Here is a 14644-nt window from a genome sequence, read left to right as displayed (position 1 = left end):
ATGTTCCGCAAGAAGAACGCACCCGAGGCGGCCGTCGAGTCTGACGGCGTAGACGACCGGATGACCGTCGAGGAAGCCGCCGAGGATGAGAAGTCGAGCCCGCTGTCGGCGCTGCGCAAGCTCGGGCGATCCAAGGGAGAGGACAAGGCACCGAGAACCGGCGCGCTGAGCCCGAACAAGGGACGCAACAAGGTCGACAAGTGGCGGCTGCGCACGGTCATCAACCACGTCACGTTCATCGGTGACGGCGGCACCGCTGGTGAGGATCGCCTCATCGCGTGGTATCTGCTCGACGCGCAGCAGTGGTCGTTCCGCTCACTCGCCGAGGGCAACTCGCTCATTCAGGCGATGACGACGAGCCTCGCCGAGCTGAGCGGAACGACGGTTCATCTGCGCTGCACGACGCAGCCGTACCCGGTGAGCGCGTGGGCGCGCTCAGCGTGGGAGAACGCCCCCGAGCCGCAGGAGGGTTGGGCCGCTCTCATGGAGCGCGATCAGCGCCACATGGCCGGTAGCGCCCAGGTCGACAAGATGGTTTACCTCGGCGTCGACCTCGGCAAGCGTGGCCTGGCTATCTCGCTGCTGGGAAAGGTGCACGCCGGCGTCGTCGACCGCGAGATGCAGGCGCTACAGGATCGCCTCGACTACATCGACCGCATCGTCGCCGGCGAGGGCGTCGAAGCGCGGCCGGTGACCCCGCACGAGATGGAATGGCTGCTCGCCAAGTCGTTCGCGCTGGGCTGCCCCGTGCCCGTGCCGATGCCCGACGAGCCGACTCCGGCGCGACTCGACACCGAAGATCTCGGCAAGTTCGTGTCGACGACCGATTGGTCGGCCGAACCGCTGGGCGCGACGAAGGTTGTCGCCTCGCTCGGCGGGCGCCAGGTCGAGCGCCACCTCGTCGTGCTTACCCTCGATCGAGCCGCCGACGTGCGCATCCCCGAGGAGCAGCCGCCGTGGATGTCCAAGGCCGATCAGTTGCCGTTCCCGATCGAGTGGTACGCGCGCATCGACATTCGCACGCCCGAGGAAGTGTCGAAGGACATGGCCCGGCAGACCGGGCGCATCGACGCGCAGCACTCTCACTGGCTGCACGACCACAACAAGCGCCCCCCGAAGCAGCTTTCGCGTCAGGCCGCTCGCGCGAGCGACGTCGAGGACGAAATGCGCTCGGGCTTCACCGGCATGCACACCCGCACGAAGTCATGGTTCCGCATTGCCGTGTCGGGGCGCACCGAGGATGAAGCCAGCGAGCGAGCTGCCGCCGTCATCGAGCACTTCAAGCCTCAGTTCCAGTTCGTGCGCGAGATGGGTCAGTACCATCTCGCCCGCGAGTTCGTGCCGGGTGAGCCGCTCAGCACGAACGCGCACGCGCGTCACTGGCCGCTCATCAAGGTGTGTGCGGGGCTGCCGCAGATCACCGCCGAAGTCGGCGACAAGCGCGGCCCCCACATCGGCGAGACCTCGGGCCTCGTCGAACGGGCCGTGTGCCATGACCCGTGGTATCTCACCGAGGTGCTCAACTCCTCGGGCCTGATCCCCCTCGTGGGCACCCTCGGCGCCGGTAAGTCGATGCTGCTCGGCCTGCTGTTCTACAAGCACACGCAGGCCGGCGCGTTCGGCGTCAGCCTCGACCCTGCCGGCCGTCTGCAACGCCTGTTGCAGTTGCCGGAAATGCGCAAGATCGGTCACAGCGTCGACCTGCTCGGCGGTCTGCCCGGATCACTGTCGCCCTACGCCGTGGTGCCCGAGCCGAACGTCGATCTGCTCCGCCTCGACGCCGAGAACCCCGACGACGAGGACGAGATGCGCGAGCGTCTCCGTCGCGCCGAGACTGCCGCGCGTCAGACGCGCCGCGACCTCGCGTTCCAAACGTTGCGCTGGTGCCTGCCGCACTACATCGCCGCCGACGACGACGCCAAGCGCATCCTCGACCAGGCCGTGCGCGAAGCCAACAAGGGGCTCGTGACCGACTCGGCCACCGACGTCATTCAGTTCCTCGAGAAGGGTGACGACGATCAGAGGGAAATCGCCGACCTGCTCGACACGGCCGCCGATCGCGAACTCGGGCGCCTGTTCTTCCACGAGCGAGGCCAGGATCGCGACACCCAGATCGTCTCCGACGCTCGCGCGACGTTCTTCAACCTCAAGGGGCTCATGCAGCCCGACCCGACCTCGCCGATCGAGGATTGGTCACCGGAGGAGCTGCTCGCCCGTCCGATCATGACGCTCGCCTCGTGGGCATCGGTCAACCTGATCTACCGACGCAGCCCCAACGAGCGAAAGATGTTCGCCCTCGACGAGGCGCACGAAATCACGGGACAGGGCGGCGCCGGCCGCACGCTCGTGACGAAGATCGCCACCGACTCGCGTAAGAACAACACGGCGGCCTATCTGTCGACGCAGAACGCTTCGGCGATCCTCAACCAGGACATCAACAACTTCACCGGCGCCGCGTTCATCGGCCGCACCGGTGACGAGGCGGCTCAGAAGGCGGCGCTTCGTCTCATCGGTAAGCCCGAGAACGTCGGTTACGAGGCGATGCTCGGCAACCTGTCGCGCCAGCGCCGCGACGGCCAGCAGCTCGCGTACCGCGAGTTCATTTACCGCGACGGAATCGGCGGCGAGGGTGGTCGCGGCGGAATCGAGAAGATTCGCGTCAGCCTCATGCACCACCCCACCGTTTACGAGGCACTGAACACGACGCCGGGCAAGGAGAAGAAGGCGCCCACGGTCGACACCGACGCCGTGGCCGCCGGCACCGAGGTTGCCTACGAGGAGGGCGCAGCATGAAGTCGCTATGGCGCATCCTGGCCGCGTTCGCCCTCCTCCTCCTCGTCACCCTCGGCGGCTCGTCGAACGCCTCAGCAACACCGATCAAGGCCATTGGCGAGTGCTACGACGCTCCGATGCCGGCCGAGCCGTCATCGGGCATGACGTGGATTCCCGACGAAGGAAAGAAGTGGCCGAACGACAAGGCCCACAACCCGATGAAGAATCCCGACCCCAAGGTGTTCAACGAGCACCCGCCGCAGATGGTGTACGGGTTTAACCCGGTCACTCCGATCTACGACAACGGGTGTGGGCCTATCCCGGGGATCATGCCCGGTGTCGGAAACTCGGTCGGAAACATGTTTTACGCGACGATTCCAGGCACGCTCCAGAGCTGGGGCTACGGCGCCATGCGCTCGGCGATCGACCCGAGCTGGCTCGGCTCGCTCGACAAGTCGGTCGAGACGTCGACGCGTTCGGTGTCGCAGGGCACCTGGGGGCCGTTCGCGGCCGTGACGATCATGCTCGTCGCCGCTGTCGTGTTGTGGCGCGCCAGGACGGGTGCGCTGCCGGCTGTCGTGACCGGTGTTGTGTGGATGCTCGGTGTGCTGACGTTCGTCACCTTCACCGTGAGTTACCCCGCTGAGGCGCCCAAGCTCGTCGACAAGAGCGTCCAGGGCGCCACGACGCAGATCGCCAACGGATTTCAGGGCTCGGGTGCCAATGGTGCCTCGAAGAACGCGACGAACGCTGTTGATCGCATGTGGGGCGAGGTGTGGATGAACACCCTGTACCGCTCGTGGGCGGACGCGTCGTTCGGGTCGGCCGAATCGAAAATGGCGAAGAAGTACGGCCGCGAACTTTTCGACCTCGAGCACTTCACAGCCTCCGAGTGGGAGGTCTATCAGTCTGACCCCGCCGGCAAGGGCAAAGACATTGCGATGGACAAGAAAAAGCGTTTCGACTACGTGGCTCAGAAGAAAGTGAAAAAAGAAGACCCCATCGCCTATGACTACTTGACGGGAAACCGTTGGGGTCAACGTATGACGACCGGAGTCATTTCCCTCTTGGTCACGGTATCGGTGGTGTTCTTCCTCCTCATCGCCTCGGCTGCACTGTTGGTTTCATACCTCGTGACCCGCCTCCTCGTGCCGTTCGCGCCGGCCGGCGGCGTGATCTTCCTCCTCGATGCGTTCCGCGATCACGTCGTCAAGGGCGCACAGAAGCTCGCGATGATCTTGGTCGCCGGCCCGGTCATGCTCGTTGGAGCCCTCGTCGTCATGCGCATCCACAGTGCGATATGGGGGGCGAAAGACATTCCGAACGTCGTCCAGATTTTCCTCGTCATAGCGACGAGCGTCATCGCGTGGAAGCTGCTCAAGCCGGCGCAGTTCTTCTCGATGCCTCACGGGGCCGGCATGGCCGGGCGTGCTCTGCGAACGGTCGCCGCCTACAAGTTCGGGCACAGCCGTGGTGAGGACGACGGGGAGAAGAAGGAGAAGAAGAAGCAAGACGACGCCGACAGCAACAGCAGCAGCGACAGCGGCCCCGTAGCGGCCCCGGAGCCGCTGCCCACCGGCCCGTTCGTAGCGCCGCCCCCGGCATCGGCCGAGGACGTGGACTCGTCCGCCGGCGTTCACCAGGGCGAGCACGTCGGTCACGTGACCGTCACCCCGGTGCGCCGCTCCACGCCCGGCACGTTCGTCCCTCGAGGGACGGTCGAGCCGGGACGGACGCCCCGCGACAACCGCATGCTGTCGGCGGGACCGACCGCCTACGAGACCGACACCGAGGGCAGCAACGCCGGCAGTGTCCCCAGCGCGACTACGTTGCCGCCGGCTGCGCGTCCGCTCATGGTCGAAGCACCCACGGCGACGAACACGCACAACGCCGACGACGCCGACCTCGACGCACCGCTCGACGACGGCTCGAGCACGCCGAACCGCCCCGGCGGTGCCGGTGGGGCGAGCACGCCGGGCACGTTCGTCCCGGCCTCGAGGATCGCGCCGGCTGTCACGGTGCCACCGACCGACGCCGATCAGGCGGGCGCGGATGAGCAGCTCGCCGACGCCACGACCGGCGCGACGGTGCACACGCCGACGCCGGCCGATGCCGACCAGGCCGTCGACGTCGACGAGGCGCACGGCCATGTCGCACCCGAACAGGTCGGCACGGTGCGGATCGGCAAACGGCAGCCGCAGACCGAATCGGAGGGAGCGATCGAGCCGAGCGCGATTTGGTCGCCGGCTACCGAGCACAACGTCATGGACGTCGACGAGTCGAACGTGACGTACGACGAGAACGGCGCGCCCGAGTTCGTCATCTACCACCCGAACAGCTCGACGCACTACGGCGTCGAGTGACACCCGAGGGAGAGAACTCATGCCCGCAGCAACGAAAAGTAATCAGAAGGTGCTCGGCGAGGTCGCTCGTCCTGTGCTGGCCTGGCCGCTGCGTAGCTGGCCGCGCCTGGGCGGTGTGATCGCGACCGTCGTCGTGCTCCTCCTCCTTGCGTCGAAGTGTGGTGGCGGGGGCAAGGCCGCGCCGGCCCCGACGAGCACCTCATCTTCCTCGTCGTCTAGCCCTTCGCCGTCGTCGAGCTCCTCCTCGAGTTCGGAACCGTGGGCCTCGACGGCACCCACGGTCGATGTCCCGAAGGAAGCGAGCGATGCGGCCAAGAAGTTCATGACCGCATGGCTGGATAAGAAGAAGAAGCCGGACAAGTGGCGCGCCGGGATCGCGCCCTACAGCTCCGACGAACTCAAAAAGGGATTTGCCAACACCGACCCGAGGAACGTGCCAGCCGAGAAGCTCGTCGGCGGTATCACCTCCGACCTCGACCAGGGCAACACGAGCGCGTCAAAGCTATCGGTGCTCGCCCCGACCGATGGGGGAGAGATGCGCCTCGCGATGGAGAAGATCAAGGGCAAATGGCTGGTGACGAGCGTCGAGCCCGTCGACACGTTCACGCCGCAGTCGGACGCGTGAGCGGGTCATGGAACCGATCGAGTGGGTAGCACTCCTCGCCAAGCGCATCGGATACAAGCGCCTCATCCGATGGGGCACGATGGGCGCGACCGCGTTTCTTCTCGTACTCCTGCTCGGAGTGCCGCTCATCCTCGGCGGCGTGGCGTCGATCGGGGGGAATGAAAAGAAGAAGGACGAGTGCCCGACTGACACCTCGGAGTCGGCGAAAAACGCGGCCGCCGGCCCCGCGCGCACGATCAGCCTCAAAGACCCCGAGACCAAGCGCAACGTCGTCATCATCACGGCCCGAGCTATTCGTGCCGGCCTCGGGAAGAAGGGCGCCATTGTTGCGGTCGCGACCTCGGGGGTCGAGACGGGCGGGCGCATTCACAGCCTCGACTACGGCGACCGTGATTCGCAGGGATTGTTTCAACAGCGCCCCTCGGTTGGTTGGGGATCGGTCGCGCAGATACGTAACCCGGTGACGTCGGCGGATGCGTTCTTCGGCGTCGCCAAGCACACCAAGAATCGTGGCCTCAAGGACATCAAGGGATGGGAGAAGATGCGCGTCACGGATGCCGCGCAGGCCGTGCAAGCATCCGCGACACCGTTCGCCTACCAGGAATGGGCGAGCACCGCCGAAAAGGCCGTGAACGACGTCTGGAACGAAGCCAACAGTGATCCGCTGTCGAAGAAGGACAGTAATAGCGACAGTTCCTCATCTTCGTCGACGTCGGGCGAGGCGAACGCGCAGACGGTGGCGAACGATTGTTTACCCGGTGGCGATGTCAAGATCAGCGGTTCGATGAAACAGCTCCTCAAGAGCTGGGCGCACCCCGACTACAAGTACGGCCGGCTCGAGCAGACGCGCGGTTATGCCGCAATGATCGCGCAGGCAAAAAAAGAAGGCAGTTATACCGGTAGTCCTAACCGTGTCCCCCTCGGCGACGATTGCGGCGTCTTTGTGACGCATCTCGTCGTTCGCTCGGGATGGGACAAGAACTTCAACAGTGGCGGAAAACCCACCAACGGTGCCGGTGGAACATGGGTGATCCGTCCGTGGATGGAGAAGCACTGGCAGAAACTACCACCCGCAAAGACACTGAAACTCAGCGACATGCGCCCTGGCGACGTCGGGATCATGCAAGGCCATGTTTGGATTTATGTCGGGCCGGTCGATGGAATGAAGGGCGTATGGGCCGAGGCCAGTGAGCGAGGAAGCCACGGCCCAGGGTTCGCACCCATGTTCAACAACTCAAAGAGGATTCTCTACAGTGACAACCCCACCACGGTTTACTACCGCAAGAAATGACGATGAGCGATAACAACGAGTTCGGCCTCACCCTCGACGGTCTCGATAGAAGCGATCAACTCGTGCCGCCGGGGCGCTGGGCCGTGCCGGCAACGGCGATGCCGCAGCTGAGCTGGGGCGACCTGGCGACAGTGCCCGGCCCCGGCGGGCGCGGGTGGGTCATCGACGAAATGACGATCGCCGAACCGGTTGAGGGCGCCAACGGCGAAGCCGGCTACCTGCTCGTTCCGATGGGTGAGAGCGTGGCAGCTCGCCGCCGGGGTGAGGAGAACGGCGAGGGCATGGTCGCCGTCATGCCGCGTTGGGAAGCGACGCAGAACATCTACGTCTACCGCGACGAGTCGATCTCAGGCCGCCGCGACGCGTTGCCCGAGGCGGCACCGGCCATGCTCGAGCGCGTCGGCTCGTCCATGTTCGAACCGCCGATGCTGCGCCCTCGGCCGGCGGTTGAGTTGCCGAGCTTTATCGGCCGGCGCATGCGCGGCGTCATCGAGGGGAAATGGGTGTGGTGTGTACCCATCACCGAGCCCTACGAGGCTGGCGACGACATCAACGTTGACGTGGTGCGGATGAGCACCTGGCCCAGCGTCATCTACGGCCAGGACGTGCCCACGTTCACTATTCCAGCGCACCGCCTGTTTACCTATTGACACAAGGGAGAACCGTCGTGGACGAAAAAGACTACGAGGACATCGCATATGTGATCTGCGCGGTGATCGGCATTATCGCCGCAAAGAAATTGTGGGATGCCAAACTCAAGCCGATGCTCAGCGAGCACCTGACCCAGCTCGGACTGACGACCCACCAGGATTTCGCAGGAATCGCCCTTATCGCGCTGCCGCTGCTCATTGTGCTGCTCGTCATTCGCTCGAAGATGAAGAAGGCCAAGCGTCGCCGTGAGGTGCGTAAGGAGATGGAGAAGCGTCGCGAGCTGCACAGCATGGCGCGCGAGTTCGACGAGTTCTAGGCCGACCTCATGTGTCGAGCCCTCAGTGATGAGCACCCGCGCCGCTGCTCCTGCACACCACTAGCCTCGTCCGACCACAACCGACGCCGGCGGGTCAATCGTCAGATTGTCGCCGGCGTCGCCGCGTGGGCCGATGCCCTCGGCGATCCGGCCGTTGACGAGCTGCGCGCCGGCGGCATCAAGACCGCCCAACGATGGGCCGAGGATCACGGCGCACCGATGGGTAGCCACCCTCGCCACCTCGGCATCGTTCACGACGAGGACGGGGCCGAACGCGAGCACGACCGCCGCGCCGCGTTCGGCTCCAACGTCGCCGCGACGCTGCTCGCCTCCCGCGTCGACGAAGACGACCGAGCCCTCGTCGACGCGCCCGCGACCGTGAGCGAGGATGAGGTCTCGGACGGCTCGAACGAGGTGCGCGTCATCGAGCTGCGCATGCCGGACGGGTCGACGAGCGTCGGCTTCCATAAACCGTTCGACGGCATCGAGACCTTCGTCGCGGCTGCGTTCGGTGACAGCATGCCCGCCCAGCCCATGCGCGAGGTGGCCGCGTGGCACGTCGCGCGCCTGCTCGGCCCCACGGTGAGCGAGCACGTCGCGCCGGCGGTGTTGCGCGAGGTCGACTACCCACCGGAGGAGTTCTACGACCACCAGCGCACCCGTATTGGCTCACTTTCGCGCCAGGTTCCCGGCTCAGGTCTGGCCCTCACGTGGGCAGATGAAGTGCCCCAGGCGCAGGCCGACGCAATGGCATTCTTCGACGCCGTGATCGGAAACCAAGACCGTCACCGTGCGAATGTCTTTTGGGACGCCGAAACCAAAAGTCTCGGCGCATTCGATCACGGCTACTCATTTCCGCGCCCGGCCGAATCGGACGAGATGAACGAATCCTTGTTTCTCGAACACCGACTCGCGCGAGGGCGGGACAAACTCACCGACGCCGAGATGCACGCCTTGCGGACGGTGCGAGAGCGCCTCGACGACATCACACCCATGCTCGACGTCGATCGCGCCGGCGAGCTGCGTCGTCGTGTGGAAAAAATGCTCAGCACGGGTCGGCTGCCGCAAGTAGCCATGCTTTGAACCGACGTCGCACGCTGCCACACTGACGGCGAAAGGAAAGGGAAAAGGCCATGATTACTGTGCGATTCCGACACCGCGAGAGCGGTGAGGTGGCTCGGTTGCACGTCGAGGACACTGGCGAGCACACGATCGAAGGTGACGTGAACCTCGTCAATCTCGATCGACGTCTCGCGATCCCCACCGGCGCCGTCGGCGGGTTCGAATCCGTGCGGTTCGAGGCCGAGCCGCTGCGTTGGGCACGTGCGGCGCATCGGGCCAGTACCCGCGAGGTGGCCGCCGAAGTGATCCACGATGACGAGCCCGAGGCCGCCGAGGCGGCCCCGCCGGAAACGGGCCGGCGCCTGACGCGTGCGCAGGCCGCGCAGCTCGCCGAGATGAAGCCTGACTCGTTCGGTGCGCACGTCTCGCGTGGGCGCGCTCCCCGACCTGTCGAGCGGGTCGGGCGCACGCCGTTGTGGGATGCCAAGGAGGTCGCCGCGTGGGTGCGTGGGCGTCGCAAGGACGCCGAAGCGGCCCCGGTGGAGGAGCACACCGAGGCCGCTGCGCCGGCGACAAAACACGAGGCGCGAGAGCACACCCACACCCCCGCGCCGGCCTCTCGACCCTACGGGTCGACGCCCCCGCCGCCAAGCACGCAGCGGCCCGAACCTCCTTACAATGTGAGCCTGTAAACATGCGCCGCACGAAGGAAGGTTCAATCGAATGGGCTCGACCATGTTGACGCAAGCCGAAGCCGCGCAGCTCGCGGGCGTCTCGGTCAGTTCGTGGTCGAGCTACGTGAGCCGCGGACAGGCGCCGGCAGCGGCCCGCCACGTCGGACGCACGCCGCTATGGCGCCGCGATGTCGTCGACGAGTGGCGCAAGAACCGCCCCGGCCAAGGCCGGCGTAACACTGAGCGCGAGCGTGAGCGCCTGGCCGAGCGCGGTCTCGATCGCGCGCAGGCCGCGCAGCTCGCCGGCCTCAGCGTCTCGGCGTTCTCGGCGGCCGTGCGGCGCGGCGCCGCGCCGCAGCCCGCCGGCACTCGTGGGCGTGCCCATGTGTGGCGACCCGAGGACGTCAAACGATGGGTGAACGCTCGAAACGAACAGGGGGGATCGGCATGAGCAGCATGAGCAAAACGGCAACGCTAGCGATCGTCGGGGTTGTTGCGGCTGCCGTGGCCGGCATGAGCGCAGGGGTATTCGTGGACGGGGGCGACATCGCGTGGTTGGCTGCCGCGCTCGTTGCCGGCCTGGCCGCGATTGTGGCGGGCGTCGCCGCCGTCGCTGACGCTTCCGGTGCGCCCGCGCCGTCCTCGAGCGCAGCCGATGAGCCGCCCGCTCGTTTCGCTCGAGTCCCGCGTCCAGTGTCCGCCGTGCCCCTGCCGCGCGCGAAGCGCCTACGCGACGAGACGAGCGTCGAGACCACCGAGCCGCCGGAATACCTCTGACCCGGCGTGCTTGATTCGGTTCGTGTGGGGTGAAACCGTCAAACGGAACACCACGCCACGCACGGGAGGAAAAAGCAATGGGATTGCGAAACACCGGCCGCACGACATTGGGGCCGCTCACGGTCAACTACGGGGCCACCGGGCGGCCCTCGTCGGTCAGTGTTGGCCTCGGCCCGGTACGTTTCCGCGTGTGGTCGCATAAGGGCACAACGGGAGTGTCGAGCGTTGATCTGCCGGGGCCGTGGTCGTACCGGCCGAATAGCACCAAGAGTCGACGATGACCTGCCTTTCGACCCAGGTAACGAATGCCGGCTTCATGTGCCTCCTCCTCGGCTTGCTGGCCGGCCCGATCGCCCTTGCGGCTCGGGCGGTACGTTCCAAGGCCGGCCCGAGCCTCGCACTGACGTGGGTCGTGCGAATGTCGACGCTCGCCATGATGGCCGGCGTGTTCGCGGGAATGGCCGTGGTGATCCTGTCGAGGCGGTGCTAGGCGAATGACGCACGAGATAAAACTCCCCAGCACCGACAACTCCCTCGGGCAGGTCATCGACCTGGCGCACGAACTCGGCGGGCCGATCCACGTAACGCAGCGAGGGCGCCGCGTCGTCGTGGTCGTCCCGGCACAAGAGTTCGACGAGCTGCTCGCAGCCGCCGAAGCCACCACGGCCGACGAAGCCGGCGACGACCAGCACTGAACGCACAGCGAAGGGCGCCACCCGAAATCTGATCGGGTGGCGCCCTTCGTGTGTGCTCACGGGCTCTTTGGCGTCCAGTGCTGGGCCAGGAACGCCGCGTTCGCCTCGTTCGCCCAGGCGGGCAGCTCGGCGCGCAGCCCGCAGTAGAGCCGGCCCTCCTCGGGCTCGTCCTCGGGCGATGGGTCGATAACGATGAGCGCGGTTGGTTGTGTGTCCATGCCTCGTGTTCTAGCACCGCGTGACGACATATCCGAGCACGCACATGAAAGGGGCGCGCATCGTTCGAGAAAACGATGCGCGCCCCGTTGGGGGTAAGTCACTGGAAGGGGTCATCCAAATCGTCGCGCCCCTGGTTTCGCTTGTCGTAAGCCTCGATGACATCGGCCGAGACGCGGCCGCGATCGCTGACGCGGTAGCCGTTGGCTCGCCCCCATGCGCGAATGTCGTCGAGGTCGCTACGGCGGGCGCTCGAGGTGGTCGACTTCTTTCGACCGCCGACGCGTCGAGCCGGGGTGATGTAGGGCACGAGGAATCCGCGCAGTTCCTCGGCGTTCTCGGCGTTCAGATCGACCTCGTAGGTCACGCCGTCGATACCGAACTGGATCGTTTCGGTGGCGGGGCCACCGTTGAGGTCGTCAATGAGGGTCACGGTCATTTTCTTAGCCATGTCGACAGTGTGCACGACGCGCCGCAAGAAAGGCAGCACGGAAGGCATAAAGCGGCCCGCGCGGCATATGTCGAACAACCACGAACGACGCCGCGCGGGCCAGTGTCAACAACTCCCAACCAAAGGAGATGCAAACCCCCGAGGGGGCAGTCAGAAAGTCTAGGGGATCACAACAGGGTCAGGCCGACGTCGAGCTGCCACGCAAGGGCTTCGAGCACCGTCGCAGGGTGCGATCGCTCGATCGGTCGTAGCGCCTCACGCGTGGCCGCCGGCACCCGATAGGAACGCCGCACCCGCTCATCGTCACGCGAGCGGGGCGCCGGCATCCGAAAGCGTGCCCGTGCCTCGGCGCGCTCGGTATCGCTCATCGCCGCCCACGCGTCGAGGGCGGCCGTGATCCACGCGGTGTAGCTGAGCGGCTTCTCGCTCGAGGCGTGAAGGTCGACAAGAGCGGCATGGAAGCTCGCGGGGGCGCTCACGGTGACGCTGACGTGCTTCTTCCCGCTCGTCGACGCAGCTCGTCGAGGCAACCTCGCCGGCGCCGGCGGCAAGGCGCCGCCGGCCTTTCGCTCGCACCGCGCCACGGCCGCACGTAGCGCGGTGGCGATGAGGTCGCTGGGGGTGTGGCGGGCAAGATCTGGCCCAGGCGCCTCCGCCGGCGAATACAGCTCGCGATCGGCCGCGTTCGCCTCCTGCACTCGCGCCATGACCTCGGGAGAGAGGCGCACGGTGTGTTTGGGGCGAGCGTTGCCGAGCGCGTAGCGCACCGGGGGAAAGCGCAGCGTCACCGCGCGACGCTTGGCGCTGCTGAGGCGCGCGTGACGGTCGACGGCCGCCTCGATCCACCCGGCGACGCTACGCGCCTGTGTGACCCCTTGTGCGGCCTCCCAGGCGTAGGCGGCGCGCACCTGCTCGAACAGCGCCTTCTCGGCGCGCACACTCGTCTCACTCATCGGTTCGAGCCTCGTCGCGTGATGCGTGCCCGGTTGGTCACAGCGAGAGCGCCGGCACCGAACGCGACAGCGGGCACGACGTCGCCTCGTGCCACGGATCGGATGTGGCCGTAGGCCAGGGCGAGGGCGATGAGGGCATACGGGGTGCGAGTGGTCATGGTCGAGCCTTCCGGTGAGTGAGGGAGCGGGGGCTTACCGCGAGCGCCGTGCGCCGCGTGAGTCCTCGGGCGATTCGAGCGCCGCCGGTCGCACGCCCCGGTGTGCTCGGCTGGCGCCTCGCCACCGGGGCGTTCGCGACCGGCATGGCGCCGAATCGCCCATCGTCCTCACGCGGCGCACGGCCGCTCGCGGTGGCGGGCTCGGAAATAAATGTGATGTTTCTCACATAGTAAGTCATTGCTAGCCTCCCCTCCTCGGAGCGGACGTGCGTTTCTGCGTCTAGATAGTACCACAACGCATGCGTACGCAGTGGATGGGCCGGGCGAGGGGTGAGCCTCGCCCGGCCGGGGCGGTCAGGCGGCGCGGTGGTCGATGACCTCGTGCCACGGGTAGCGCATGTCCCACCCGTGGGGCGACTTGATCGTGACGGACTTGGCGTTAGCGCGCTCGACGCGATTCCAGTAGCCGCGAATCTTCACGGCGTCGCCCTTGGTCACGTTGTGCCGCCCGTAGTCCTTGGTGGTGCCGCTGCTGATCTGCTCAGCGCGCACGGCCTGCCAGTAGTCGAGCTGGGCGGCGCGGTGGGCGTGCTCCTCGCGGTAGCTCGTCGCGGCGGGGCTGTCGCCGCGTCCGGCCGCCTCGAGCTTGGCGAGACTGCGCGCGTAGATGTTCGTCTCGCGGCGCAGCTTCTCGATGCGGTTACCCACGGTTACGGCGCCGTTGCGGTACTTGACCGCATCGGCGGCAATGGCGGCGCGCCTGCGATCCTCGCGGGCTGCCTTGTCCTCGGCAACGGTCTTGTCCATGCCGTCACGCATGCGGCGTGCGTCACGCTCGGCTCGCGCCTGGGAGTGGTGGCCGAGGAGGATCGGCTGGCCGAAGGGGATGCCGTCGCCAATGGCGCGCACGCGGGCGTAGGCGGCGTCGCTGGCGGCCGCGTGCCGGTCGGCTCGAGCGTCCAGGCGCTCGGCGCGCTCGGCGCCGCGTGCCACGGCGTCGGCCTCGACCTCGGCACCGTCGCGCGGGGTGGCGTCGATGTCCACGTCGACGGTGAAACCGGCGGCGTTCAGGGCGGCGACGGTGGCGTCGATCTTGGCGCGCTTGGGCGCCGTGTCTCGGCTGCGGGGGATGAACCACGAGCCGATCGAGCGGCCCCAACGCCACCCGTTCGCCTTGAGTGCGTCGGCGCTGCCGTCGCCCTTGGCGGTGCCGTCGATCAGGGTTCCCTCGGCCGAGGTGTGGGTGATGGTCAAAGCGGTCACGGTGTGCTCCTTGGTTGGGTGAGGGGTGGTTAATCCCTCGGTGACTTACCCTCACAATGTACCACAACGCATGCAAGCGGCGGCGTGTTTCAGGACATCGCCCGCGAGTTCCAATAGCTCGGTGAGCTCGTCGGCCCGCTCGAGGTTGACCGTCGTCAGCTCCTCGTCGTAGGCCCTCCATTCGCTCTCACGGTCACCGGGGGACAGGGACGCGAGCTCGACGTCGCGCACCCTCTCGCGGTAGGCGATCTCATCGTGGGCGCGGCGTAGCGCCTCGATGGTGGGGTGCATGGGGCGTTCCTTTCGTGGGTGCGGGCGGGGTTATCGCGAGCGCCGCGCGCTCGACTCGGGCGGCTCACGGGCGCCACGGCCCGCCA

Annotated in this window: 20 protein-coding genes; 12 read left to right on the top strand and 8 right to left on the bottom strand. The window is 66.7% G+C overall.

The window, feature by feature from the left end; translation table 11 throughout:
• Both EVU97_RS14515 and EVU97_RS14510 read left to right on the top strand, forming a co-directional pair.
• Positions 1–2793 (top strand): ATP-binding protein, encoded by a 2793-nt coding sequence (locus tag EVU97_RS14515; RefSeq protein ID WP_129666843.1) that lies wholly within the window; start codon positions 1–3, stop codon positions 2791–2793.
• A complete protein-coding gene (locus tag EVU97_RS14510; RefSeq protein ID WP_129666840.1) occupies positions 2790–5135 on the top strand; it encodes a hypothetical protein in 2346 nt (781 codons plus the stop codon). Before EVU97_RS14515 ends, EVU97_RS14510 begins: the two co-directional genes overlap by 4 nt.
• Positions 5136–5177: 42 nt before the next feature.
• On the opposite strand, the gene EVU97_RS14505 is transcribed toward EVU97_RS14510, so the two are convergent.
• Positions 5178–5459: a hypothetical protein gene (locus EVU97_RS14505; protein ID WP_129666837.1), complete on the bottom strand. Its 282-nt coding sequence runs from the start codon at positions 5457–5459 to the stop codon at positions 5178–5180.
• Here EVU97_RS14505 and EVU97_RS14500 point away from each other — a divergent pair.
• The 4 genes from EVU97_RS14500 to EVU97_RS14485 are packed head-to-tail and all read left to right on the top strand — an operon-like array spanning position 5458 to position 8018.
• Positions 5458–5760 (top strand): hypothetical protein, encoded by a 303-nt coding sequence (locus tag EVU97_RS14500; RefSeq protein WP_129666834.1) that lies wholly within the window; start codon positions 5458–5460, stop codon positions 5758–5760. The two genes, EVU97_RS14505 and EVU97_RS14500, sit on opposite strands and share 2 nt — an antisense overlap.
• A gap of 7 nt (positions 5761–5767) precedes the next feature.
• A complete protein-coding gene (locus EVU97_RS14495) occupies positions 5768–7051 on the top strand; it encodes a hypothetical protein (protein WP_129666832.1) in 1284 nt (427 codons plus the stop codon).
• A gap of 2 nt (positions 7052–7053) precedes the next feature.
• On the top strand, positions 7054–7701 hold the full coding sequence (locus tag EVU97_RS14490) for a hypothetical protein (protein ID WP_129666830.1): 648 nt from the start codon (positions 7054–7056) through the stop codon (positions 7699–7701).
• Between the two features lie 17 nt (positions 7702–7718).
• On the top strand, positions 7719–8018 hold the full coding sequence (locus tag EVU97_RS14485) for a hypothetical protein (RefSeq protein ID WP_129666827.1): 300 nt from the start codon (positions 7719–7721) through the stop codon (positions 8016–8018).
• A 60-nt stretch (positions 8019–8078) separates the two neighbouring features.
• Here the strand turns inward: EVU97_RS14485 and EVU97_RS15060 are convergent, their stop codons facing one another.
• Positions 8079–8300, bottom strand: coding sequence for a hypothetical protein (locus EVU97_RS15060; RefSeq protein ID WP_165357989.1), 222 nt, complete (start codon positions 8298–8300; stop codon positions 8079–8081).
• Between the two features lie 132 nt (positions 8301–8432).
• Between EVU97_RS15060 and EVU97_RS15055 the strand changes: the two genes are divergently transcribed.
• The 6 genes from EVU97_RS15055 (at position 8433) to EVU97_RS14450 (ending at position 11226) form a co-directional block, all read left to right on the top strand.
• Complete coding sequence (locus EVU97_RS15055; RefSeq protein ID WP_165357988.1) at positions 8433–9101, top strand: HipA family kinase; 669 nt, start codon at positions 8433–8435, stop codon at positions 9099–9101.
• 50 nt (positions 9102–9151) lie between these two features.
• Positions 9152–9772 carry an AlpA family transcriptional regulator gene (locus EVU97_RS14475; protein WP_129666821.1) on the top strand — a complete coding sequence of 207 codons (621 nt, stop codon included), beginning with the start codon at positions 9152–9154 and terminating at the stop codon, positions 9770–9772.
• 31 nt (positions 9773–9803) lie between these two features.
• The gene (locus tag EVU97_RS14470) at positions 9804–10205 is read left to right on the top strand and encodes an AlpA family transcriptional regulator (RefSeq protein WP_129666818.1); all 402 of its coding nucleotides are present in this window, start codon (positions 9804–9806) and stop codon (positions 10203–10205) included.
• Positions 10202–10531, top strand: coding sequence for a hypothetical protein (locus EVU97_RS14465; protein WP_129666815.1), 330 nt, complete (start codon positions 10202–10204; stop codon positions 10529–10531). The genes EVU97_RS14470 and EVU97_RS14465 overlap by 4 nt, the downstream gene beginning before the upstream one ends.
• Before the next feature lie 277 nt (positions 10532–10808).
• Entirely contained in the window at positions 10809–11021 is a 213-nt protein-coding gene (locus tag EVU97_RS14455) for a hypothetical protein (protein ID WP_129666809.1), read from the top strand.
• 4 nt (positions 11022–11025) lie between these two features.
• Complete coding sequence (locus tag EVU97_RS14450) at positions 11026–11226, top strand: type II toxin-antitoxin system prevent-host-death family antitoxin (protein WP_129666806.1); 201 nt, start codon at positions 11026–11028, stop codon at positions 11224–11226.
• A 56-nt stretch (positions 11227–11282) separates the two neighbouring features.
• Here the strand turns inward: EVU97_RS14450 and EVU97_RS15050 are convergent, their stop codons facing one another.
• The 6 genes from EVU97_RS15050 to EVU97_RS14430 form a co-directional block, all read right to left on the bottom strand.
• The gene (locus tag EVU97_RS15050) at positions 11283–11444 is read right to left on the bottom strand and encodes a hypothetical protein (RefSeq protein WP_165357987.1); all 162 of its coding nucleotides are present in this window, start codon (positions 11442–11444) and stop codon (positions 11283–11285) included.
• A gap of 98 nt (positions 11445–11542) precedes the next feature.
• Positions 11543–11893 (bottom strand): Lsr2 family protein, encoded by a 351-nt coding sequence (locus EVU97_RS14445; RefSeq protein ID WP_129666804.1) that lies wholly within the window; start codon positions 11891–11893, stop codon positions 11543–11545.
• A 167-nt stretch (positions 11894–12060) separates the two neighbouring features.
• Complete coding sequence (locus EVU97_RS14440) at positions 12061–12846, bottom strand: hypothetical protein (RefSeq protein WP_129666801.1); 786 nt, start codon at positions 12844–12846, stop codon at positions 12061–12063.
• Positions 12843–13004 (bottom strand): hypothetical protein, encoded by a 162-nt coding sequence (locus EVU97_RS15045; protein ID WP_165357986.1) that lies wholly within the window; start codon positions 13002–13004, stop codon positions 12843–12845. The genes EVU97_RS14440 and EVU97_RS15045 overlap by 4 nt, the downstream gene beginning before the upstream one ends.
• A gap of 354 nt (positions 13005–13358) precedes the next feature.
• The gene (locus EVU97_RS14435; protein ID WP_129666798.1) at positions 13359–14267 is read right to left on the bottom strand and encodes a DUF3560 domain-containing protein; all 909 of its coding nucleotides are present in this window, start codon (positions 14265–14267) and stop codon (positions 13359–13361) included.
• Between the two features lie 51 nt (positions 14268–14318).
• Positions 14319–14558 carry a hypothetical protein gene (locus EVU97_RS14430; RefSeq protein ID WP_129666796.1) on the bottom strand — a complete coding sequence of 80 codons (240 nt, stop codon included), beginning with the start codon at positions 14556–14558 and terminating at the stop codon, positions 14319–14321.
• Positions 14559–14644: the final 86 nt, after the last annotated feature.

The organism is Dermacoccus sp. 147Ba, assembly GCF_004151355.1.
Classification (GTDB): Bacteria; Actinomycetota; Actinomycetes; order Actinomycetales; family Dermatophilaceae; genus Dermacoccus; species Dermacoccus abyssi.
The sequence above is the reverse complement of the archived record's forward strand: the minus strand, read 5'-3'. Positions and strand labels throughout refer to the sequence as shown.